General features: G+C 70.9%; 18 protein-coding genes. 11 read left to right on the forward strand and 7 right to left on the reverse strand.

The genetic code is table 11. The annotated features are described in order from the left end of the window. Window positions 1-12: 12 nt before the first annotated feature. Together ABD999_RS01035 and ABD999_RS01040 are read right to left on the reverse strand one after the other, a co-directional pair. The gene (locus tag ABD999_RS01035) at window positions 13-543 is read right to left on the reverse strand and encodes a DUF1707 SHOCT-like domain-containing protein (protein ID WP_271277573.1); all 531 of its coding nucleotides are present in this window, start codon (window positions 541-543) and stop codon (window positions 13-15) included. A gap of 4 nt (window positions 544-547) precedes the next feature. Next, window positions 548-1,255, reverse strand: coding sequence for a PadR family transcriptional regulator (locus ABD999_RS01040; protein ID WP_148030327.1), 708 nt, complete (start codon window positions 1,253-1,255; stop codon window positions 548-550). Window positions 1,256-1,535: 280 nt separating this feature from the next. Between ABD999_RS01040 and ABD999_RS01045 the strand changes: the two genes are divergently transcribed. Next, window positions 1,536-2,264, forward strand: coding sequence for a metal-dependent hydrolase (locus tag ABD999_RS01045; protein WP_271277574.1), 729 nt, complete (start codon window positions 1,536-1,538; stop codon window positions 2,262-2,264). A 138-nt stretch (window positions 2,265-2,402) separates the two neighbouring features. Beyond that, window positions 2,403-5,177, forward strand: coding sequence for an aconitate hydratase AcnA (gene acnA, locus ABD999_RS01050; protein WP_378525149.1), 2,775 nt, complete (start codon window positions 2,403-2,405; stop codon window positions 5,175-5,177). Between the two features lie 139 nt (window positions 5,178-5,316). On the opposite strand, the gene ABD999_RS01055 is transcribed toward acnA, so the two are convergent. After that, complete coding sequence (locus ABD999_RS01055; RefSeq protein WP_271277576.1) at window positions 5,317-6,075, reverse strand: neutral zinc metallopeptidase; 759 nt, start codon at window positions 6,073-6,075, stop codon at window positions 5,317-5,319. 45 nt (window positions 6,076-6,120) lie between these two features. After that, a complete protein-coding gene (locus ABD999_RS01060) occupies window positions 6,121-6,528 on the reverse strand; it encodes a winged helix-turn-helix transcriptional regulator (protein WP_271277577.1) in 408 nt (135 codons plus the stop codon). A gap of 80 nt (window positions 6,529-6,608) precedes the next feature. Here ABD999_RS01060 and ABD999_RS01065 point away from each other — a divergent pair, with 80 nt between their 5' ends. Both ABD999_RS01065 and ABD999_RS01070 read left to right on the forward strand, forming a co-directional pair. Next, complete coding sequence (locus ABD999_RS01065) at window positions 6,609-7,442, forward strand: SDR family NAD(P)-dependent oxidoreductase (RefSeq protein ID WP_271277578.1); 834 nt, start codon at window positions 6,609-6,611, stop codon at window positions 7,440-7,442. A gap of 96 nt (window positions 7,443-7,538) precedes the next feature. After that, window positions 7,539-8,231, forward strand: a complete 693-nt coding sequence (locus ABD999_RS01070) for a sulfite exporter TauE/SafE family protein (protein ID WP_308248761.1) — start codon at window positions 7,539-7,541, stop codon at window positions 8,229-8,231. 16 nt (window positions 8,232-8,247) lie between these two features. On the opposite strand, the gene bla is transcribed toward ABD999_RS01070, so the two are convergent. Beyond that, the gene (gene bla, locus ABD999_RS01075; protein WP_271277595.1) at window positions 8,248-9,117 is read right to left on the reverse strand and encodes a class A beta-lactamase; all 870 of its coding nucleotides are present in this window, start codon (window positions 9,115-9,117) and stop codon (window positions 8,248-8,250) included. Window positions 9,118-9,434: 317 nt separating this feature from the next. Here bla and ABD999_RS01080 point away from each other — a divergent pair, with 317 nt between their 5' ends. The 3 genes from ABD999_RS01080 (at window position 9,435) to ABD999_RS01090 (ending at window position 13,415) form a co-directional block, all read left to right on the forward strand. Continuing rightward, the gene (locus ABD999_RS01080; protein ID WP_271277579.1) at window positions 9,435-12,269 is read left to right on the forward strand and encodes an AfsR/SARP family transcriptional regulator; all 2,835 of its coding nucleotides are present in this window, start codon (window positions 9,435-9,437) and stop codon (window positions 12,267-12,269) included. A gap of 137 nt (window positions 12,270-12,406) precedes the next feature. After that, a complete protein-coding gene (locus ABD999_RS01085) occupies window positions 12,407-12,868 on the forward strand; it encodes a hypothetical protein (RefSeq protein ID WP_148030336.1) in 462 nt (153 codons plus the stop codon). 100 nt (window positions 12,869-12,968) lie between these two features. Continuing rightward, window positions 12,969-13,415 carry a PPC domain-containing DNA-binding protein gene (locus ABD999_RS01090; protein WP_148030337.1) on the forward strand — a complete coding sequence of 149 codons (447 nt, stop codon included), beginning with the start codon at window positions 12,969-12,971 and terminating at the stop codon, window positions 13,413-13,415. Between the two features lie 7 nt (window positions 13,416-13,422). Here ABD999_RS01090 and ABD999_RS01095 read toward each other — a convergent pair whose 3' ends face one another. Next, entirely contained in the window at window positions 13,423-15,189 is a 1,767-nt protein-coding gene (locus tag ABD999_RS01095) for a thiamine pyrophosphate-dependent enzyme (protein ID WP_271277580.1), read from the reverse strand. Between the two features lie 308 nt (window positions 15,190-15,497). Here ABD999_RS01095 and ABD999_RS01100 point away from each other — a divergent pair, with 308 nt between their 5' ends. The 4 genes from ABD999_RS01100 (at window position 15,498) to ABD999_RS01115 (ending at window position 19,981) form a co-directional block, all read left to right on the forward strand. After that, window positions 15,498-16,619 carry a sugar ABC transporter substrate-binding protein gene (locus ABD999_RS01100; RefSeq protein WP_148030339.1) on the forward strand — a complete coding sequence of 374 codons (1,122 nt, stop codon included), beginning with the start codon at window positions 15,498-15,500 and terminating at the stop codon, window positions 16,617-16,619. Between the two features lie 79 nt (window positions 16,620-16,698). Then, window positions 16,699-17,451, forward strand: a complete 753-nt coding sequence (locus tag ABD999_RS01105; protein WP_148030340.1) for an ATP-binding cassette domain-containing protein — start codon at window positions 16,699-16,701, stop codon at window positions 17,449-17,451. Then, complete coding sequence (locus ABD999_RS01110) at window positions 17,448-18,710, forward strand: sugar ABC transporter permease (RefSeq protein ID WP_271277581.1); 1,263 nt, start codon at window positions 17,448-17,450, stop codon at window positions 18,708-18,710. Before ABD999_RS01105 ends, ABD999_RS01110 begins: the two co-directional genes overlap by 4 nt. A 35-nt stretch (window positions 18,711-18,745) precedes the next feature. Continuing rightward, a complete protein-coding gene (locus ABD999_RS01115; RefSeq protein WP_271277582.1) occupies window positions 18,746-19,981 on the forward strand; it encodes an ROK family transcriptional regulator in 1,236 nt (411 codons plus the stop codon). Here the strand turns inward: ABD999_RS01115 and ABD999_RS01120 are convergent. Further along, window positions 19,978-20,757 (reverse strand): neutral zinc metallopeptidase, encoded by a 780-nt coding sequence (locus ABD999_RS01120; protein ID WP_219543162.1) that lies wholly within the window; start codon window positions 20,755-20,757, stop codon window positions 19,978-19,980. The genes ABD999_RS01115 and ABD999_RS01120 overlap by 4 nt on opposite strands. Window positions 20,758-20,770: the final 13 nt, after the last annotated feature.

Consider the following 20,770-nt stretch of genomic DNA (forward strand, 5'->3'; position numbering starts at 1 on the left):
CCCTGGGCGCTCTCACCGCCGGGAGCCGAAGCGGCGGCGGACGAACATGAAGACCATGGCGCCGATCCAGATGAAGAAGAGGAACTTCAGCACGCCGAAGCCGCCCGCGAAGAGCCCCACCATCAGGAACACGAACAGGATCGGCACGATCGGCCCCGGCCCCCGGTGGCCGTGGTGCCGGGGGTGCATCGGCCCGCGATGGTGGTGTCCCATCTGGTGCCGGAACGCCTTCATCTGCTTGCGGTGCGCCCGCATCGCCTCCTGCCAGGAGGCGGCGTCCGGCCAGGGCCCCAGGTCGGCGACGGGGGCGGGCCTGGGCCGGGCGGGCCCGTGGCCGGGCAGGTCGGCCGTGATGCGGGCCAGGTCGCGGCCGGTGCGGGCGGCCAGCGCCTGGTCGAGGCGCTCGTCGAGCTCCTCGTGGGTCAGACGGCCCTGGGCGAAGTGCTCGCGCAGGGCGGTCATGGTCTGCTCGCGCTCCGCGTCGCCGATGCGGAGGTCGTCATGGTCCATCACGGATGCCTCGCTCTCGCCGGGCCGGCTCATCGCCTCACTCCTCGCCCGGGTCGCCGTCGGCCAGGATCTGGTAGAGCTTGCGCCGGGTCTCAACCAGAGTCTTACGCGCTTCGCGGATCTGTGCGTCGCTCCCGGACTGGAGAATCTGCATCATCGCGAAAGCGGACTGCCGGGCGGTGTCCCACAGATCGGCCGTGTTGTCGTCGATGTCGGGCCGCATCTCGTCCCACGGGGCGCGGATCTCGTCGGCGTGCGCCTCGATGTAGGCGCGGCCCTCGTCGGTGAGGCGGAAGGTCTTGCGGCCCTCGTTCTCCTCCGCGATGATCAGCCCTTCGTCCGTGAGCTGCTGCAACGCCGGGTAGACGGCGCCGGGGCTGGGCTTCCAGCCGCCCTCGCTGCGCTCGGCGATCTCCTGGATGATCTGGTAGCCGTTGCGCGGCTCCTCGGCCAGCAGCGCGAGGATCGCGGCTCGTACGTCACCGCGCTTGGCCTTGCGGGGCCTGCCGCCCCAGCCGCGGTGGCCGCCGAACGGGCCGCCGGGACCCCACGGGCCGCGCCCGAGGTCGAACGGGAACGGGCCAGGGCCTCTGCGCCCGCGGTGGCGGTGTTCGTGCCGGTGTTCGTGGTGGTGATGGTGACCCTGCTCGAACGCCTCGGCCACGGCCTTGACCGTGTCGCGCAGAGCCTTCTTCACCTCGTGCGCCTCGGGCCACTGGCCTCCCATGGCGTGGGCGGATGTCATGTCGTACTCCTCTCGACCGTTCTACGATGCTTCAAAGATATATCGACAGTGTGTCGATAGCAACCAATTCCGACAAGTGACTCAGATCACCAAAAACTTCGAGAGGGCCGGGAACAGGATCCAGGGGTACTACGTTGTTCCCATCAGACGAGGTCGTTCCGCGTCGGCAGGGCTGGGGGGTGCTGTCGCCGCTGGAGACGGCCTCGTCTGCATTTTCGGAACGTTCTAGGGACTTCCGGGCGACAGGCGGAAGCGGGCGCGGGGCGCTAGCATCCCGATCATGATGGGGCACACGCACGCGCTGACGGGGGCCATCGCCTGGCTGGGGCTCGCGCCCCCGCTCGCCGCACTGCCGCTGCTGAACGAGTCGTCCCGGTTCATCGAGACCGGCATCATGGCCACCGCGCTGAGCCCGGCCGAGCTGATCGCCGGCGCGATCATCTGCTCGGGCGCCGCCATGCTCCCTGACCTCGACCACCCGAGCGCCACCATCGCCCAGACCTTCGGTCCCGTCACCTGGCTGCTCAGCAAGGCGGTCTCGTGGCTGAGCGGCGGACACCGGGGCGCCACCCACTCGCTGGCGTTCGCGATCGCGATCGGGCTGGGCGCCCACTGGCTGGCCGCCGCCTACCCGATCGGGCGCGACATCATGGTGGTGCTGCTCATCGGGCTGGCCCTGCGCGCGATCGGCATCGGCATCCCGGGCAAGAAGCTCGCCTCGGCCATGGTCAACATCGGCATGACGGCCGGGCTCTACGCCGTCTTCCTGTCCATGGACGTCGGGTACGCCTGGCTGGGGCTGGCCGTGGGAATCGGCTCCTTCATCCACGTGGTGGGCGACTGCATGACCGAGCGGGGCTGCCCGGTGCTCTGGCCGCTGTCGGTCAAGTTCCTGCTGCCGTGGAAGATCGGCATCAAGACGGGCAGGAAGTTCGAGCAGAAGATCCTGGCTCCCGTGCTCTCCGTCGCCATCGTCGGCCTGCTCTTCTGGCGGCTCGGGCCGCTTTAACTTGATGTCGAGATACTTTAGAGATATCTTGATGTCGAGACAATCTGCGGCCGGCGTGACTTAGGTTCACCTAACGTGAAGAACGCTTCCCCGGTGCGGCAGGATTCTTAGTGAGCTAACCGTCAATGGAGGAGGCGAATCACCGTGTCCGCGAACAGCTTCGGCAGCCGTGACACGCTGCGCGTCGGCGACGCGTCTTATGAGATTTTCCGGGTGGACGCCGTCGAAGGTGCTGCACGCCTCCCGTACAGCCTGAAGATCTTGCTGGAGAACCTCCTCCGCACCGAGGACGGCGCCAACATCACCGCCGACCACATCCGCGCGCTCGGCGGCTGGGACCCGAACGCGAAGCCGAGCGTGGAGATCCAGTTCACCCCGGGCCGCGTCATCATGCAGGACTTCACCGGCGTGCCCTGCGTGGTCGACCTCGCCACCATGCGCGAGGCGGTGCGCGACCTCGGCGGCGACCCGGCCCGCATCAACCCGCTGGCCCCCGCCGAGATGGTCATCGACCACTCGGTCATCGTCGACTACTTCGGCCACCCCGACGCCTTCCGGCGCAACGTCGAGCGCGAGTACGAACGCAACGGCGAGCGCTACCAGTTCCTGCGCTGGGGCCAGACGGCCTTCGACGAGTTCAAGGTCGTCCCGCCCGGCACCGGCATCGTCCACCAGGTCAACATCGAGCACCTCGCCCGCGTGGTCATGACGCGCGACGGCAAGGCCTACCCCGACACCTGCGTCGGCACCGACTCCCACACCACCATGGAGAACGGCATCGGCGTGCTCGGCTGGGGCGTCGGCGGCATCGAGGCCGAGGCCGCGATGCTCGGCCAGCCGATCTCCATGCTCATCCCGCGCGTGGTCGGCTTCAAGCTCAACGGCGAGCTGCCCGCCGGCGCCACCGCCACCGACCTGGTGCTCACCATCACCGAGATGCTGCGCGCGCACGGCGTGGTCGGCAAGTTCGTGGAGTTCTACGGCGAGGGCGTGTCGTCCGTGCCGGTGGCCGACCGGTCCACGATCGGCAACATGAGCCCCGAGTTCGGCTCCACCTGCGCCATCTTCCCGATCGACGGCCAGACCGTCGACTACCTCCGGCTCACCGGCCGCTCCGAGGAGCAGATCGAGCTCGTCGAGGCCTACGCCAAGGCCCAGGGCCTCTGGCACGACCCGTCGGCGCCCGAGCCCCAGTTCTCCGAATACCTGGAGCTCGACCTCGCCACCGTCGTGCCGTCCATCGCCGGCCCCAAGCGCCCGCAGGACCGCATCGCGCTCTCGGACGCCAAGAAGGCCTGGCGGGCCGCCGTCAACGACTACGCCGCCAACACGCTGAGCCCGGGCGACGAGGCGTCCGCCGAGTCGTTCCCCGCCTCCGACTCCCCGGCGGTCAGCCACGACAGCAACGGCGACAAGCCGCACTCCGCCCACCTCGAACGCGAGCGGCCGCACAACAAGGTGCCGGTCACGCTCGCCGACGGCACCTCGTTCGAGATCGACCACGGCATCGTGGCCATCGCCGCCATCACCTCCTGCACCAACACCTCCAACCCGTACGTGATGCTCGGCGCGGCCCTGCTGGCCCGCAACGCCGTCGACAAGGGCCTGACCCGCAAGCCGTGGGTCAAGACCTCGCTGGCGCCCGGCTCGCAGGTCGTCACGGGCTACTTCGAGCGCTCGGGCCTCCAGCCCTACCTCGACAAGCTCGGCTTCAACCTGGTCGGCTACGGCTGCACGACCTGCATCGGCAACTCGGGCCCGCTGCCGGAGGAGATCTCCAGGGCGGTGCACGACAACGACCTCGCGGTCACCGCCGTGCTGTCCGGCAACCGCAACTTCGAGGGTCGCATCAACCCCGACGTCAAGATGAACTACCTGGCCTCGCCGCCGCTCGTGGTCGCCTACGCGCTGGCCGGGACCATGGACATCGACCTCGACAACGAGCCGCTCGGCACCGGCAACGACGGCGAGCCCGTCTACCTGCGCGACATCTGGCCGGCGCCCGACGAGATCACCGACGTGGTCAACTCCTCCATCGGCCGCGAGATGTTCGAGCGCGACTACGCCGACGTGTTCGAGGGCGACGACCACTGGAAGTCGCTGTCGATCCCGACCGGCGACACCTTCGAGTGGGACCCCGATTCCACCTACGTCCGCAAGGCCCCCTACTTCGAGGGCATGCCGCGCGAGCCGGAGCCCGTCGCCGACATCGCCGGCGCCCGCGTGCTGGTCAAGGTCGGCGACTCGACCACCACCGACCACATCTCCCCGGCCGGCTCCATCAAGGTGGGCACGCCCGCCGCCGAGTACCTGCGCGAGCACGGGGTCAAGGTCAGGGACTTCAACTCGTACGGGTCGCGGCGCGGCAACCACGAGGTGATGATCCGCGGCACGTTCGCCAACATCCGGCTGCGCAACCAGATCGCGCCCGGCACCGAGGGCGGCTACACCCGCGACTTCACCCGGCCGGAGGCGCCGGTGTCGTTCATCTACGACGCCTCGGTCAACTACGCCGCCCAGGGCACCCCGCTCGTCGTGCTCGCGGGCAAGGAGTACGGCTCCGGCTCCTCGCGCGACTGGGCCGCCAAGGGCACCGCGCTGCTGGGCGTCCGCGCCGTCATCGCCGAGTCCTACGAGCGCATCCACCGCTCCAACCTGATCGGCATGGGCGTGCTGCCGCTGCAGTACCCCGACGGCCAGACGGCCGACTCGCTCGGCCTGACGGGCGAGGAGACGTTCGACATCACCGGCGTCGAGGCGCTCAACGACGGCTCCGTCCCCGGGACCGTCCATGTCAAGGCCGGTGACGTCGAGTTCGACGCGGTCGTGCGCATCGACACGCCGGGCGAGGCCGACTACTACCGGCACGGCGGCATCATGCAGTACGTTCTGCGCGGCCTGCTCGCCAAGTGAGCCTTCCGCGCCTCCGCCCGGCCACCAGCCGGCCGGAGGCGCGGGCCAGGGCGAGATCCTTTCACGCCCGAATCGGGGGATCACCCGTGCCCACGAGACGCCGCCCGGCGACACACCCGTCGCCGGGCGGCTCTCCACGTCAGGACACTGCCGAGGGCGGGGCGGACCAGGTGTCGCAGGCGGAGGGGGAGACGGCGTGATGGCCGCGCTTGAGCCAGCGCACCCGGGTGGCGCCCGCGCCGTGGCTGCGCCGGTGCTCGTCGTCGCCGCTGGCGCGGGTGGCGTCGAGCAGCGCCGCCCAGTCGTCGCCGGTACGCTCCAGCGACCCCCACACGGCGCCCAGGAACACCCCCGACAGGCAGTCGGCCTGCAACTCGTAGCGGCGGCCCAGCTCGGCCTGGCGACCGGGGCTCGCCTTGACCCCGGCCTCGTAGTGGCGCCGGGCGCCGGTCAGCGACTGCAGGTGGTGGCCGTACTCGTGGGCGGCGACCTTCAGCGGGTAGAGGTCCGTGCGGTTCTCGATCCAGTCGCCGGTGAGCGGGAACACCAGGACGCGGCGGTTGGTGCAGTAGAAGGCGGCGGCGCTCTCGGGCCACGGCACGCCGCACACGCGCCGCTCGGGCTCGTCGTAGAAGCGCACCGCGGGCTTGCGGAAGGGGCGCCGGTCGGCGGCGAAGTGCGCCTTCCATGACTTATCCAGACATTTCACGACTGTGGCTAGATACTCGCGCGTCCGCGGGATCCCCCCGTACGTGATCGCCGGCTCGGGGCACACCACCCGCGCCAGCTTCCCGCTCCCGTCGAACGGGTCCTTGTACGGGGCCGCGTGCGCGGGCAAGGCGGGCACGGCTGTCGCGGCGACCACGCACAGCCCCAGGAACGCAGATCGGACTCGCACGATCACGCAGCCTAGAGGATCCGCGGCCCCCGCCGGTCCGGGCCCTCATCGGCCTGTCGAGTCGCTCCTGGCCCGCCTGATGTCACCCTCGTGCCGTACCGCCCAGTCCGCCAGCGCCGAGAGGGGGACCAGCAGGGACCGGCCGAGCGGGGTCAGGCTGTACTCGACGCTCGGCGGCACCGTCGGAAGCACCTCCCGCCGTACCAGCCCGTCGATCTCCAGGCCGCGCAGCGTACGGGTGAGCATGCGCTGGCTGATGCCCTCGACGGCGCGGTGCAGCTCGTTGTACCGGTGCGGCCGCCCGCCGAGCAGGACCACCAGGAGCACGCTCCACTTGTCCCCGACGCGCCGGAACACCTCACCGGCAGGACAGGCCGCCAGTTCGTCCGCCGGCACGGGGCGCGGCAGCTCGTACTCGAGCGCGGAGGGAACACCGGTGTGCGTATCGGACATGAAACTGCCTTCTTTCGCCCTCTGCCCGGTTCCGCCCAGGATGGGCGGGCCATGATCTGACCTTACGGGGGAGGCGTACGATGCCGAAGAATGTGATCATCAGCGGGGGCACGGACGGGATGGGCCGCGCGACCGCGCTGGCCCGGCTGGCGCGGGGCGACCAGGTCACCGTGATCGGCAGCAGCGCCGCCAAGGGCCGCGCCCTGCTGGCCGAGGCGGACAGCGATCGCCTGCGGTTCCTGCGGGCGGACCTGTCGTCGATCGCCGAAGCGCGCCGGGCGATCGCGGAGATCGCCGAGCGGCACGGGACGGTGGACGCGCTGGCGCTGTTCGCCAACCGGGTGAACGCCCGCCGTCTGGAGACCGCCGACGGCCTGGAGTCCACGTTCGCCCTGTACTACCTGAGCCGTTACCTGCTGAGCCACGGCCTGCGCCCGCTGCTCGACGCCGCGCCCGATCCGGTCGTGGTGAACGTGGCCGGCGTCGGCGTCACGACGGGCCGGATCTTCTGGGACGACCCGCAGCTCACCCGCGGCTACGGTCAGGTACGCGCCCAGCTCCAGGCCGGCCGGGCCAACGACCTGCTCGGCGTCGCGTTCGCCCGGCACGCGGAAAGCCGCGCCAGGTACGTGCTCTATCACCCCGGGTTCACCCGCAGCGGCCTGGACGGGCACCCGAACCCGCTGGTCCGCGCCGGGCTCAAGACGCTCGGCCGGCTCTTCGCCCGGCCGGTGGCCGACGCCGTGGCCCCCGTCGTGGCGTGGATCGACGCCCCGCCGCCGGCCCCGCTCACCGCCGTCGACCGCGGAAAACCGGTCCCGCTGTCGCTGCGTACGCTGGATCCGGACGACGCCGACCGGCTGGCCGCGTACACCGGGGACCTGCTGAAGGCCGTCGCCGGCTCTCCCGGATGACCCGGTCGCCGATCGCCGCCAGGTGGGGCGACGGAGGGTGAGCATGATGGAGTAGTCCGCATGGATGATCTGACGTTAGTGCTGCTAGTCGGCAGTTTGGCGGTTTTCGTGGGGGCGGTGGTCCAGGGGAGCGTGGGCTTCGGGATGGGCCTGGTGGCGGCTCCCGTGCTGACGCTGCTGGACCCTTCGCTGATGCCGGGCGCGATCCAGGTGACGAACATGACGTTGCCGCTGTTCACGCTGGCGGTGGAGTGGCGGCGCGTGGACTGGCGGGGGCTGGGTTTCGCGGTACTCGGCCGGTTGCCGGGCAGCGTCATCGGCGCCGCCATCGTGGTCTACATCTCCATCCACCACTTGGGCATCTTCGTGGGCGCCATGGTGCTCGTCGCGGTGATCCTCACGGCGCGGGCGGTGAGCCTGCCGCGGAACGGGTTCACGATCACCTCCGCGGGCTTCGTCTCCGGCATCACGGGCACCGCCACCGGCATCGGCGGGCCGCCCATCGCCCTCGTCTACCAGACCGCCAAGGGGCCGGAGATCCGGGCGACGCTGGCGATGTTCTTCTTCCTGAGCGCCGCCCAGTCTCTGGTCATCCTGGCCCTGGTCGGCCACCTGCCCGCCCGCGCGCTGGGCGCGGGCGCGGTGCTCGTCCTGCCGATGATCGCCGGCTTCCTCGTCTCGGGCCCGCTGCGCCGCTATCTCGACGGCGGCAAGGTCCGCATCGCCGTCCTCGTGGTGGCGGCGGTGTCGGCCGTCGTCCTGGTCGGCCAGAGCCTGGCGGGCGCGTGAGCCCGCCGGACGCGGGTCAGGAGGCCTTGCCGAGCCCTCGTACCAGGAGAGAGGCGGTCCTGGCGATGACGCCGTTGTCCACCTCGGCGTCGGCGGAGGGGCGCTGGATGTAGACGGCGATGATCACCGGGGCGCCCGACGGCGGCCAGGCGATCGCGATGTCACTGGCGGTCCCGTACACGCCGCCCGTGCCCGTCTTGTCGCCTGCCGTCCAGCCCTTGGGCAGACCGGCGAAGATGCGCTCCTTCCCCGTCTCGGTGGCCCGCATCCAGTCGGTCAGCCGCTTCCTGTCGGCCGCCACCAGGGCGTCCCCGACAGTGATCTTCTTCAGGTCGCGGGCCATCGACGCGGGCGTGATCGTGTCGCGCTTCTCGCCCGGCTTCCAGTCGTTCAGCTCGGTCTCCCATCGGTCGAGCCGTCCGGCCCGGTCGCCGAGCGAGCGGTAGTAGCGGGTCATGCCCGCCGGCCCGCCGATCTGCTTGAGCAGCACATTGGCGGCGGTGTTGTCGCTCTGGGTGATGGTGGCGTGGCACAGCCGATCCGGGGTCATCCCGTTTCTGATGTTCTCCGGAAGGCCGGATACGGGGGAGTGGTCGACGACGTCCTTCTTCGTCCAGCGGAGGACGCGCTTCATCAGGCCGGGGTCCTTGGTGCGGGCCTTGTCCAGGATCGCGCCGCACAGGACGGCCTTGAACGTGGAGTTGCTCGGGAACCGCTCGCCGGCCCGGTGGCCGAAGGTCTTGCCGGTGCCCGTGTCGATGGCGAAGGCGCCGATGCGTCCCTGGTAGGAGGCTTCGAGCCGGCGCAGCTCCGCGCGGACGCCGTCCTCGCGGCCGGCCGGCGCGGCGACGGCGGCCTGCGGTCCCCAGGCGCCTCCGGCGAGCACTGCGGACAACGTCAGGAAGGAGAATGCGAGCTTGGCTCGGGTCCTCCGGAAGTAACGCGGCATGTCAAAGCCCCCTGATTCAGATCTCGATCTCGTACGGGAACGAGCAGACCAGAGGTTCCGGCAAGCTGTCCAATAGTGATATCGGTACCCCGTCGATATCGGGAACATCATGAGAGCAGGTAGGCGCGGCCTCGGACCGGCCTCATCCTGATCGACCGTCGTCGTCCCCAGATCGGTGGATCTCCTTCGCCATCGCCTGACCGGGAACCGCCGACCGGCTCGGTACGTATGACGACGTTGGGGACAACAGGAGCATGGAGATCCGCATTCTCGGACCCGTCGAGGTCCGCAGGGACGGGGCGACGGTGCCGCTCGGCGGTGCGAAGCACCGTGCGCTGCTCGCGCTCCTGACGCTCAACGCCAACCGCGTCGTACCCCTCGACCGGCTGATCGCGGCGCTGTGGGGCGACGCCGTGCCCGCGACGGTCGCCAACCAGGTCCAGCAGGCGGTGTCCAAGCTGCGCCGGGTGCTGGGAGAGGACGCCACCGGAGCGTCCCCGCTCGTGCGCCGCTCGGCGGGTTACGTCCTGTGGCTGGACGAGGCGGCGAGCGATGTCGCGGCCTTCGAGCGCCTCGCCGAGCGTGGCCGCGCCGCGCTCGTCGAGGGCAGGCCGTCCGACGCCGCTCGTGACCTCGGCGCCGCGCTCGATCTGTGGCGAGGTCCGGCGTGCGGCGACACGACCGGCCCGCTGGTCATCCTCGAGCGGCCACGGCTTGAGGAGCGACGACTGGCCGTCCTGCACGACAGGATCGACGCCGATCTCGCGCTCGGCCGCCACGCCGAGCTGGCCGGCGAGCTGACGGCGCTGGTGGCCGGACATCCGCTGCGCGAGTCGTTACGCGAACGGCTCATGCTCGCGCTGTACAGGTCCGGCCGCCAGGCCGAGGCTCTGGAGGAGTACCAGCGGCTGTACCGCCTTCTCGACGAGGAGCTGGGGGTCCAGCCATGCCCGAGCGTGCGACGGCTGCACCGGCGGATGCTCGCCGGCGCACCCGATCTGGACGTCCCGCCGGCTTCGAGCCCACCGGCACCACCGGATCCGTCCGGCGGGCACGGGCTCAGGGAGACGCCGGTCGTCCCGCGCCAGCTTCCGGCGGGCACCGGTGACTTCGTCGGCCGGGACGAGCAGGTCAAGCTGCTCGACGGCCTGCTCCCCGACGCCGAGAGCCCCGCCCCGCGGGCCGTGGTGATCTCGGCCGTGTCCGGTACGGCCGGCATCGGCAAGACCGCGCTGGCGGTGCACTGGGCGCACCGGGTCGCCGGCCGTTTTCCCGACGGTCAGCTGTACGTGAACCTGAGGGGCTTCGACCCGGCCGGTCACGCGCTGACGCCGGCCGAATCGCTGCGCCGATGTCTCGACGCCCTCGGGGTATCACCGCGGCGGATCCCCGCCGACGTCGACGCCCAGGCAGGGCTCTACCGCAGCCTGCTGTCCGGCAAACGCGTGCTCGTCCTGCTGGACAATGCCCGGGACGAGGAACAGGTACGGCCCCTGCTCCCGGCCTCACCGGGTTGCCTCGCCCTGATCACCAGCCGCGACCGTCTTGCCGGCCTCGTCGCGACCGAGGCCGCCCGGCCGGTCGATCTCGGCCTGCTCACCGGTGCCGAGGCGCGCGAGCTGCTCGCGCGCCGGCTCGGCCACGATCGGGTCGCCGCCGAGCCGCAGGCCGTCGACACCATCGTCTCCCGCTGCGCGCGGCTCCCTCTCGCGCTGGCGGTGATGGCCGCCCGCGCCGCCGTCCAGCCCGGCTTCCCCTTGCGGGCGCTGGCCGGGCAGCTGTGCGACGCCCCGGCCGCCCTCGACGCCTTCGCGGGCACCGATCCCGCCACCGACCTCAGAGCGGTCTTCTCGCTCTCCTACACCAGGCTCCCGGCGGGCGCGGCCCGGCTCTTCCGGCTTCTGGCACTGCACCCGGGCCCGGACGTCTCCGTCGCCGCGGCCGCCGGGCTCGCCGGCGTGCCGGTCGCCGAGGTCCGGCCCCTGCTGAACACCCTCACCGCCGCCCAGCTGCTCGTCGAGCACCGTCCGGGCCGCTTCAGCTTCCACGACCTGCTCCGCGCCTACGCCGGCGAACTCGTCCGGGACCAGGAGACCGGCGCCGGATCGCGCGAGGCGCTGCGCCGGGTGCTCGACCACTACGCGCACACGGGCCATCGGGCGGCGCTGCTGATCAACCCGGCGCGCAGCGCGATCGAGTTCGGCGATCCCGCCCACGGGGTCACGGTTGACGAGCTCACCGACGACCGGCAGGCGCGGACCTGGTTCCTGTGCGAGCGTCCCGTTCTGCTCGCGGCCGTCGGGCGGGCGGCGGCCGAGCGGTTCGACACCGCGGCGTGGCGGATCGCCTGGACTCTTGAGAACCACCTTGACTGGCAGGCTCAGTGGGGCGACCTCGCCGGGACGCAGCGCGTCGCTCTCGCCGCGGCGGAGCGACTGGGCGATGTTCTCCAGCAGGTTCTGTCGCACCTGGCCCTGGGGTGCGCGCTCTGCAGCCTCGGCCGGTACGACGAGGCCCGGACCCATGCGGGGCGGGCCATGGAACTCGCGGCGGACCGCGCGGACGAGCGGGGGCAGGCGGAGGCGCACCACACGCTCGCCTGGATCCACGGGCAGCGCGGCGAGTTCGGCGAGGCCGTCCGTCACACGCGACTCGCCCTCGACCTGTACCGCGCCGCTGACGTGCTGTTCGGGCAGGCCGAGGCGCTCGACGGGCTGGGCCGGCTGTACGCCGAGCTCGGCGAAGGCGACCGGGCCGTGCGATGCTGCCGGCAGGCGCTCGCCCTGTTCGAGCGGATCGGCGACCCCCGGGCGCAGGGCGGGGCCTGGGACAGTCTCGGGTACGCCCACCACCGTCTCGGCCGCCACGACGAGGCCGTCACCTGTTACCGCCGGGCCCTCGCTCTCCTGCGGACGGGGCTGGACCCCGTGACGGAGGCGGAGACGCTCGTTCACCTCGGTGACGCGTACGCGGCCCTGCGCGGCGACGAGCAGGCGCGACAGGCCTGGCGCGACGCGCTGGCCATCCTGGACGAGCTCGGCCACCCCGGCGCCGGACGAGTCCGCGCGAAGCTCCATACCGGCGACTGAGCCGCGCTCCCCGGCACCCGCCGGGCACGAGCGTGCAAAGCCCGCGCATAAGCGTCGCGATAACCCCCGCGTCGCACACTGGTCCAGCCGGAGGCCTCCGGGCGGACCACTGGACGAAATCGGGAGGACGAAGCCAGATGACCTGGTCGCGACGGATCCGTTCAACCGCGGGAGCCGCGCTCGGCGCCCTCACTCTCGTGCTCTTCACGGCGACCCCGTCCAGTGCGGAGGAGCATCGCCACTTCAACCTGGTCGCGCACAACGGGGTCGACTACGCCGGGAACTTCGCCGGGCCGGAGCCTCACCTTTCCGCGTGGCTCATCTTCCACTCCCAGAGGGAGGTGTTCCTCAGAGGACATGTTCACGACACGCAGGTCGACGGCTGGTGCGCGATGGTGTCGGTAACCGTCAACGACGGGTTCCCCGGTGCCGGCACCTTCCGCAGGGAGACCTGCGGTTACCTGACGAAGAAGTTCGTCGACGAGACCATCAACAAGACCCGCCTCTACACCATCAAAGTCGCGGTGGGCCTGCGTTATCCGCCCACCGGTCAGATCAGGTGGGGCGAGAGCGTGAAGTACCAGAACCCGTACTGGTGAACGTTTCTCCAGCGCTGATCGCCGGGAGTGCCTCGACGGGCGCTCCCGGCGCTCTTCCGGCGCATGCGTAGGCCCGCCGGGCCCGGGCAGGCGCTCCCGCATGAAGTCACGAGTTCTGACGAGTTCCGACGGCGTGAGCGTGCACGCGATCATCATGGACAAGGGCGACGAGGCCATGGCCGAGCTGCAGCGCTGGGCGGAGGAGCACGAGGTCACGGCGGCCTCGCTCACCGCGATCGGCGCGTTCAGCGGAGCCACGCTCGGCTATTTCGACCCGGAGCGCGGCGGCTACCTCCGCATCCCCGTCAGGGAGCAGGTCGAGGTCCTGAGCCTGACCGGCGACATCGCGGTCGCCGACGGGCGCCCGCAGATCCACGCGCACGCGGTCGTCGGCCTGCGCGACGGCGCCACCCGGGGCGGCCACCTCCTGGAGGCCACGGTCTGGCCCACGCTGGAGGTCATCGTGCGGGAGTCGCCGGTCTGGCTGCGCAAGCGCCACGACCCCGAGACCGGCCTCTGCCTGATCGACCTGCCGTCGTCCGGCTGATCGCGGCTCAGCCGGAACGCAGCTGCGAGATCTTGTCCTTGAACAGGGTGGAGGCGATGGACGCCTTGCGGGGCTGGCCGCGCAGGAACGCCTCCGCGAACTTCTTGGCCTGCTCGTAGGAGACCTTGCCCGGCATCGGCGGCTCGTCGGGATCCACGTCGACGTCCACCAGGGCCGGTCCGTCGTGCGCGAGCGCCGCGCGGACGGTCTCGTCCAGTTCGCCCGCCTCGGTGACCTTCCTGCCGAACCCGCCGCAGGAGCGCGCCCAGGCCGAGAAGTCGGCGACCGGCTCGGCGAAGCGGACGCCGTGCTCGGGGTAGCCGAGCACCATCTGCTCCCACAGGATCTGGCCGAGCGCGTTGTTGTTGATGACCACCTTGATCGGCAGCCGGTGCCGGACCGCCGTCAGGAACTCGGCCATCAGCATCGCGAAGCCGCCGTCGCCGACGAACGCGATCACCTGCCGGCCGGGGAACGCGTGCTGCATCGCGATCGCGTACGGCAGCCCCGGAGCCATCGTGGCCAGGTTGCCCGAGAGGTAGAAGCCGCGGTCGCCGCGGATGGTCCAGTGCCTGGCGGCCCAGGTGGCGATGGTGCCGGAGTCACAGGTGAGGATCGCGTCGCCGGTCGCGGCCCGGTCGACGCAACTGATCAGGTACTGCGGCGCGATCGGCGAGCGCCGCGGCGACTCCAGCGCCCGCATGTCGGCGCGCCAGGCGTTCATCAGCTCGGTGTACCTGGCCAGGTGAGCGCGGTCGCCGGCGTGCTTGAGCAGCGGCAGCAGGGCGCGCAGGCCCTCCTTGGCGTCGCCGATCATCGGCACCTCGGTGGGCAGCCGCACGCCCGCCCTGACCGGGTCCGCCTCCAGCTGGACCACCCGCGCCGCCCCCGGCTCCGGCAGGTGCCTGGTGTAGGGGAAGTTGGTGCCGATCATGAACAGGGTGTCGCAGTCCTCGACGAGCTCCTCGCCGGGACGGGTGCCGAGCAGGCCGATCCCGCCCACCGCGTACGGCGAGTCGTCGGGGATGACGGCCTTGCCGGGCAGCGTCTTGATCACCGGTGCGCCGAGGGTCTCGGCCACGGCCAGCACCTCGGCGCGGGCGTGCAGGGCTCCGGCCCCGGCCAGGATCGCCGGGCGTTCGGCCCGGTTGAGCACGTCGGCGGCGGCCTGCAGGTCCTCGGCGCGGGGCACGCCCGGCGGGCTCAGGTAGACCGGGGCGGTGGCCGGCGGCCGCGCGGGCGCGACCTGCGGGTAGGGGTCGGCGCCCGCCTCGGCGATCTGCACGTCGTTCGGCAGAGTCAGGTGCGCGACCCCGCGCCGGGCGTAGGCGGTCCTGATCGCGATGTCCACGACGCCGGGCAGCTGGGCCGGGTTGTCGACGACGAGGTTGTACTCGGCGACGTCGGCGAACAGGTGCTGCAGGTGGACCTCCTGCTGGTAGCCCGTGCCCAGCACGCTCGTCTCCTGCATCCCGGTGATCGCCAGGACCGGCTGGTGGTCCAGCTTGGCGTCGTACAGGCCGTTGAGCAGGTGGATGCCGCCGGGGCCGCTGGTGGCCAGGCAGACGCCGATCCGGCCGGTGGCCTTGGCGTGCCCGGCCGCCATGAACGCGGCGGCCTCCTCGTGGTGGACGAGCACGAACCGGACCCGGTCGGAGTGGCGCCGCAGGCCCTCCATGATGCCGTTGATGCCGTCGCCCGGTATCCCGAAGACCGTGTCGACGCCCCATTCGGCCAGGCGTTCGATGAGCAGTTCGGATGCGATCGTAGCCATACCTGCCGCAGTGCCCCAGAGGGTCCACCCAAACATCGGGCAGGCGGGAAAGAAATCTCCGGATCGGCAGATATGGCGGCAGGACGGAGGTGGTCCTCGCCTCGGGCTGGACCGACGCCGAGCCCGTGCCCCCACGACCAGGTGGCGACCTGGGCCGAGGTGTCGATCCGGCGTCCCTGGCGTTTCTGGATTGTTACCGGAAACAACAAACTCCCCCTCCGAGAGGTCTTCCAAAGCAGGCCGTACCGGAATACGTTGCCGCAAACAACATTCATCCGGGCCCCTCCGGAAGAAAGGACCCTGCACCCATGCGCAAGGGGATCCTCAGTCTGACCGCCGCGGCGGCCGCACTAACTCTCGGTCTCACCGCCTGCGGGGGCGACGGCGGTCAGACCTCCACGACGACCTCGGCAGAGGCTTCGGCGGAGGCTTCACAGCCGGCCGCAGGCAAGATCGGCGTCATCCTGCCCGACAGCAAGTCGTCCGCACGCTGGGAGACGGCCGACCGGAAGTACCTGCAGGAGGCCTTCGAGGCCGCCGGCGTCGAGTACGACATCCAGAACGCGCAGAACGACAAGACCGCGTTCCAGACCATCGCCGACCAGATGATCACGAACGGCGCCACCGTCCTGATGATCGTCAACCTGGACAGCGGCACCGGCAAGACCGTGATCGACAAGGCCAGGTCGCAGGGCGTGGCCACCATCGACTACGACCGCCTGACGCTGGGCGGCAACGCCGCCTACTACGTCAGCTTCGACAACGAGAAGGTGGGCCAGCTCCAGGGCGAGGGCCTGTCGAAGTGCCTGGCCGACAAGGGCGCGGAGAAGCCCATCGTGGCCTACCTGAACGGCTCGCCGACCGACAACAACGCGACGCTGTTCAAGCAGGGCTACGACGGCGTGCTCAAGCCGAAGTTCGACTCCGGCGAGTACGTCAAGGGTCCCGAGCAGTCCGTGCCCGACTGGGACAACACGCAGGCCGGCACCCTCTTCGAGCAGATGCTCACCAGCGAGCCGAAGATCGCCGGCGTGCTCTCCGCCAACGACGGCCTCGGCAACGCGGCCATCACCGTGCTGAAGAAGAACAAGCTCAACGGCAAGGTGCCGGTCACCGGCCAGGACGCCACCGTGCAGGGCCTGCAGAACATCCTCGCGGGCGACCAGTGCATGACCGTCTATAAGGCCGTCAAGAAGGAGGCCGACGCCGCCGCCAAGCTCGCGGTCGCGCTGGCCAAGGGCGAGAAGCCGGCCGCGAGCGGCAGCGTCAAGGATCCGGAGACGGGCCAGGACGTCCCCGCCGAGCTGCTGGACCCGCAGGCCATCTACGCCGAGAACGTCAAGGACGTGGTGGCCGACGGTTACGTGACCAAGGAAGAGCTGTGCACCGGCGACTTCGCCGACAAGTGCACCGAGGCGGGAATCCAGTAACAACCAGGCACCTCGTAGAACCGGTAGAAGGCACGGCTCGCGCTCAGGGCGCGGGCCGTGCCCCTCGTGAGGGAGCCCCATGACCCCCCTGCTCGAAGTCCGCGGGATCGACAAAAGCTTCGGTCCCGTGCAAGTCCTGCACGACGTGGCGTTCTCGGCCAACGCCGGAGAGGTGACCGCACTGGTCGGCGACAACGGCGCCGGCAAGTCGACGCTGGTCAAGTGCATAGGCGGCATCTACCCGATCGACTCGGGCGAGATCCTGTTCGACGGCAAGCCGGTGCACGTGCACGGCCCGCGCGACGCGGCGGCGCTCGGCATCGAGATCGTCTACCAGGACCTGGCGCTCTGCGACAACCTCGACATCGTCCAGAACATGTTCCTCGGCCGCGAACGCCGCCGCGGCATCATGCTGGACGAGGCCGCGATGGAGGAACAGGCCCAGGAGACGCTCACCGGCCTGTCGGTCCGCACGGTCAAGTCGATCAGGCAGCAGGTCTCCAGCCTGTCCGGCGGCCAGCGCCAGACCGTCGCCATCGCCAAGGCCGTGCTGTGGAACAGCAAGGTCGTCATCCTCGACGAGCCCACCGCCGCGCTGGGCGTCGCCCAGACCGCGCAGGTGCTCGAACTGGTGCGGAGGCTGGCCGACAAGGGCCTGGCCGTCGTGCTCATCTCGCACAACATGAACGACGTGTTCGCGGTGTCCGACAGGATCGCGGCCCTCTACCTCGGCAGGATGGCCGCCCAGGTCCGCACCGCCGACGTGACTCACGCGCAGGTCGTCGAACTGATCACATCCGGCCGCAGCGGAGACCTGGGGATCACGCAATGAACAAGGTCAAAGAACTGCCCGGCGACGCGATCGCCGCCGCGAAGACGTCGCCGTCGATCGGCCTCAGCGTCCGCGCCTACGCCGAGCGGGTGCGCGGCGGGGACATGGGCGCGCTGCCCGCGGTGCTCGGGCTGATCGTGCTCTGCACGGTGTTCGCCGTCGCCCGGCCGGCCTTCCTCACGGCGATCAACTTCGCCAACCTGTTCACCCAGGGCGCCGCGATCACGGTCATCGCGATGGGCCTGGTGTTCGTGCTGCTCGTCGGCGAGATCGACCTGTCGGCCGGGTTCGCCAGCGGCGTCTGCGCGGCGGTGCTCGCGGTGACGCTCACCAGCCTGGGCCTGCCCTGGTACGTCTGCGTGCTGGCCGCGATCGTCACCGGCGTGGTCATCGGCGTCATGCTCGGCGGCCTGGTGGCCAAGGTGGGCATCCCGTCGTTCGTGGTCACGCTGGCCGCGTTCCTCGCCTTCCAGGGCCTGGTGCTGGTGCTGGTCAGGGAAGGCACGAACATCTCGATCAGGGACGACGTGATCGTCGCGATCGCCACCAGGAACCTGCCGCCGTGGCTCGGCTGGGCCCTGTTCGCGGTCTGCGTGGCGGTCTACGCGGGCATCCAGCTCCTCCGGGCCAGGAAGCGCACCGCGCGCGGCCTGGTGGCCGACCCGATGTCGCTGATCGCCGCCCGGGTGGGGGCGCTCGTGGTCATCGGCGGCCTCGCGGTGTACGTGCTCAACCTGGAGCGCAGCCGCAACCCGCTGCTCACCTCGCTGACCGGTGTGCCGATCGTGGTGCCGATCATCCTGGCGCTGCTGGTGCTGTGGACGTTCGTGCTGCACCGTACCGCCTTCGGCCGGCACATCTACGCGGTCGGCGGGAACCCGGAGGCGGCCCGCAGGGCCGGCATCCCGGTGGACCGGATCAAGGTCGCCGCGTTCGTCATCTGCTCCTCGATGGCCGCGGTCGGCGGCATCATCGCCGCCTCGCGGGCCAGCTCCGTTGACCCGAACACCGGCGGCAGCTCGGTGCTGCTCTACGCGGTGGGCGCCGCCGTCATCGGCGGGACCAGCCTGTTCGGCGGCAAGGGCAGGGTGCTCGACGCCATACTCGGCGGCGCCGTGGTGGCGGTCATCGAGAACGGGATGGGCCTGATGGGGTACGGAGCGAGTGTGAAGTATCTGGTCACCGGATCGGTGCTGCTGCTCGCCGCGGGCGTGGACGCCATCGCGCGCAAACGGGCCTCCGCCGCTGGTCTAAGGTGATCAGCGACTTCCACCCGTTGAAGGAACCACAGCCTATGCGTGCCGGTCCGTCCCAGGAGGACATCAGGCGCCACAACCTCGGCGCGCTGCTGCGTCATGTCCATCTGGGCGGGCCGATCTCGCGCGCCGAGCTCACCTCCAGGATGGGGCTCAATCGCAGCACCATCATGGCGCTCACCTCCGACCTGACGGCGGCCGGGCTGGTGCGCGAGGAGCTGCCGCGCGAGACCGGCCGCGCCGGGCGGCCCTCCCTGGTGGTCCGTCCCGAGTCGTCGCGGGTGTACGTGTTCGCGTTCGACGTGGGGCCCGACCGGCTGGTGGCCGCCCGTGTCGGGCTGGGCGGGGTGATCCTCGACCGGCGGGAGCTGCCACGCCGGCGCGGCCCGTTCGAGCTGCCGGAGCTGGTCGGCGCGCTGGCCGGGTTCGCCCGGCAGATGCGACGCAAGACCAGGCCCGACACCGTGTGCGTGGGCGCCGCCGCGGCCGTGGCCGGCGGGGTGCGCAAGGGCGACGGCGTCATCACCTTCGGCCCCAACCTGATGAAACCCCATCAGGAGGTGCCGTTCGGTGAGGAACTGGGCCGCAGGCTCGGCCTCGGCCTGCCGGTGAGCGTGGGCAACGACGCCAACCTGGGCGCGCTGGCCGAGCACAGCCGCGGCCTGGGCGTGTCCGTCAAGGACCTCATCTACCTGCACGGCGACGTCGGCATCGGCGGCGGCATCATCGCGGGCGGCCACCTGCTGGGCGGCCACGACGGCTACGGCGGCGAGGTCGGCCACATGGTCGTCAACCCCGGCGGCAGGGCGTGCGGCTGCGGCTCGCACGGCTGCCTGGAGGCCGAGGTGGGGGAGCGGGCGCTGCTGGAGGCGGCGGGCCGGGCCAAGACGGACCAGAACGGGGACGCCCAGCAGGGCAAGCACGGCCGGGAGGCGGTGCGCGCCGTCGTCGATGCCGCCGACCGGGGCGACATCGTGGCCCAGGAGGCGCTCAAGCGGGTCGGCGACTGGCTCGGCCTGGGCGTCGCCAACCTGATCAACATCTTCAACCCGGAGATGGTCATCTTCGGCGGCATGCTGAGGGAGATCTACCTCGGCTCGGCGGCGCGGGTGCGCAGCCAGCTCACGCTGCACGCCATGACCCCCCAGCGCGAGCGGCTGCGGCTGCGCACCTCGGCACTGGCCGACGACGCGACGCTGGTGGGCGCGGCCGAGCTGGCCTTCGCCCACGTCCTCGCGGACCCGCTGGAGGTGCTGGCCAGGGCGGGCGGCTAGGCGACCCGCGCGTTCGGCGCCGTCCAGGTGTTGCAGGCGCCGGCCGAGCCGGCGTCGTAGCCGCGGTCCTGCCAGTAGGCGAGGTTGCGCGGCTTGCCGTGGATCTCGCTCTCGCGGCTCCGCTTCACCCCGTCGATCCACTGCGCCCAGGTGATGTCGGAGTTGAGCGTGTCGAGCGTGGACCGGTAGAACACGCCGGCGAAGCACTCGGCCTGCATCTCCAGCCGGCGGCTCAGCGCCGCGCGCCGGGTCTTGCCGGAGCGCCAGTAGAGCGTGTTCTGCGCGTCCAGGATGCCGGTGAGCTCCTGTACGTGGTGGCCCCACTCGTGCGCGACCGAGTGCGCGAGGTTCAGCTTGATCTGGTCGCGCAGGTCACGCTTCATGATCCGGATCGCGACGGTGCGCTGCTGCGGGCAGTACTGCGCGCCGTTGGTGGTGATCTTCCCGCAGACCGAGCGGCTTCCGGTCGTGATCTGCAGCTTGGGCGGGCTGTAGCGCAGGCCCGCGGCCTTGAACCGGGCGGCCCAGAAGCGGTTGGCGCACCGGGCCAGCTCCTGCTGGAACCTCTTCACCGAGGCGGCGCTGCCCGGCCTGACCTCGGAGGTCGCGCAGGACATGGGGGCCGCGGTGCCCGACCGGTAGATCTTGTTCTTGGTGAGGACGGCCGGCAGCGCGGCGGTCGCGGTGGTGCTCGCGGCCGCCGCGCTGCTCGCCGTACCCGTGAGGCCCAGACCCGCGATCATGCAGGACGCCACTGCGATAAGGGGAATACGCACGATCGCGGATCTT

Source organism: Nonomuraea ferruginea, from assembly GCF_039540635.1.
Classification (GTDB): domain Bacteria; phylum Actinomycetota; class Actinomycetes; order Streptosporangiales; family Streptosporangiaceae; genus Nonomuraea; species Nonomuraea ferruginea.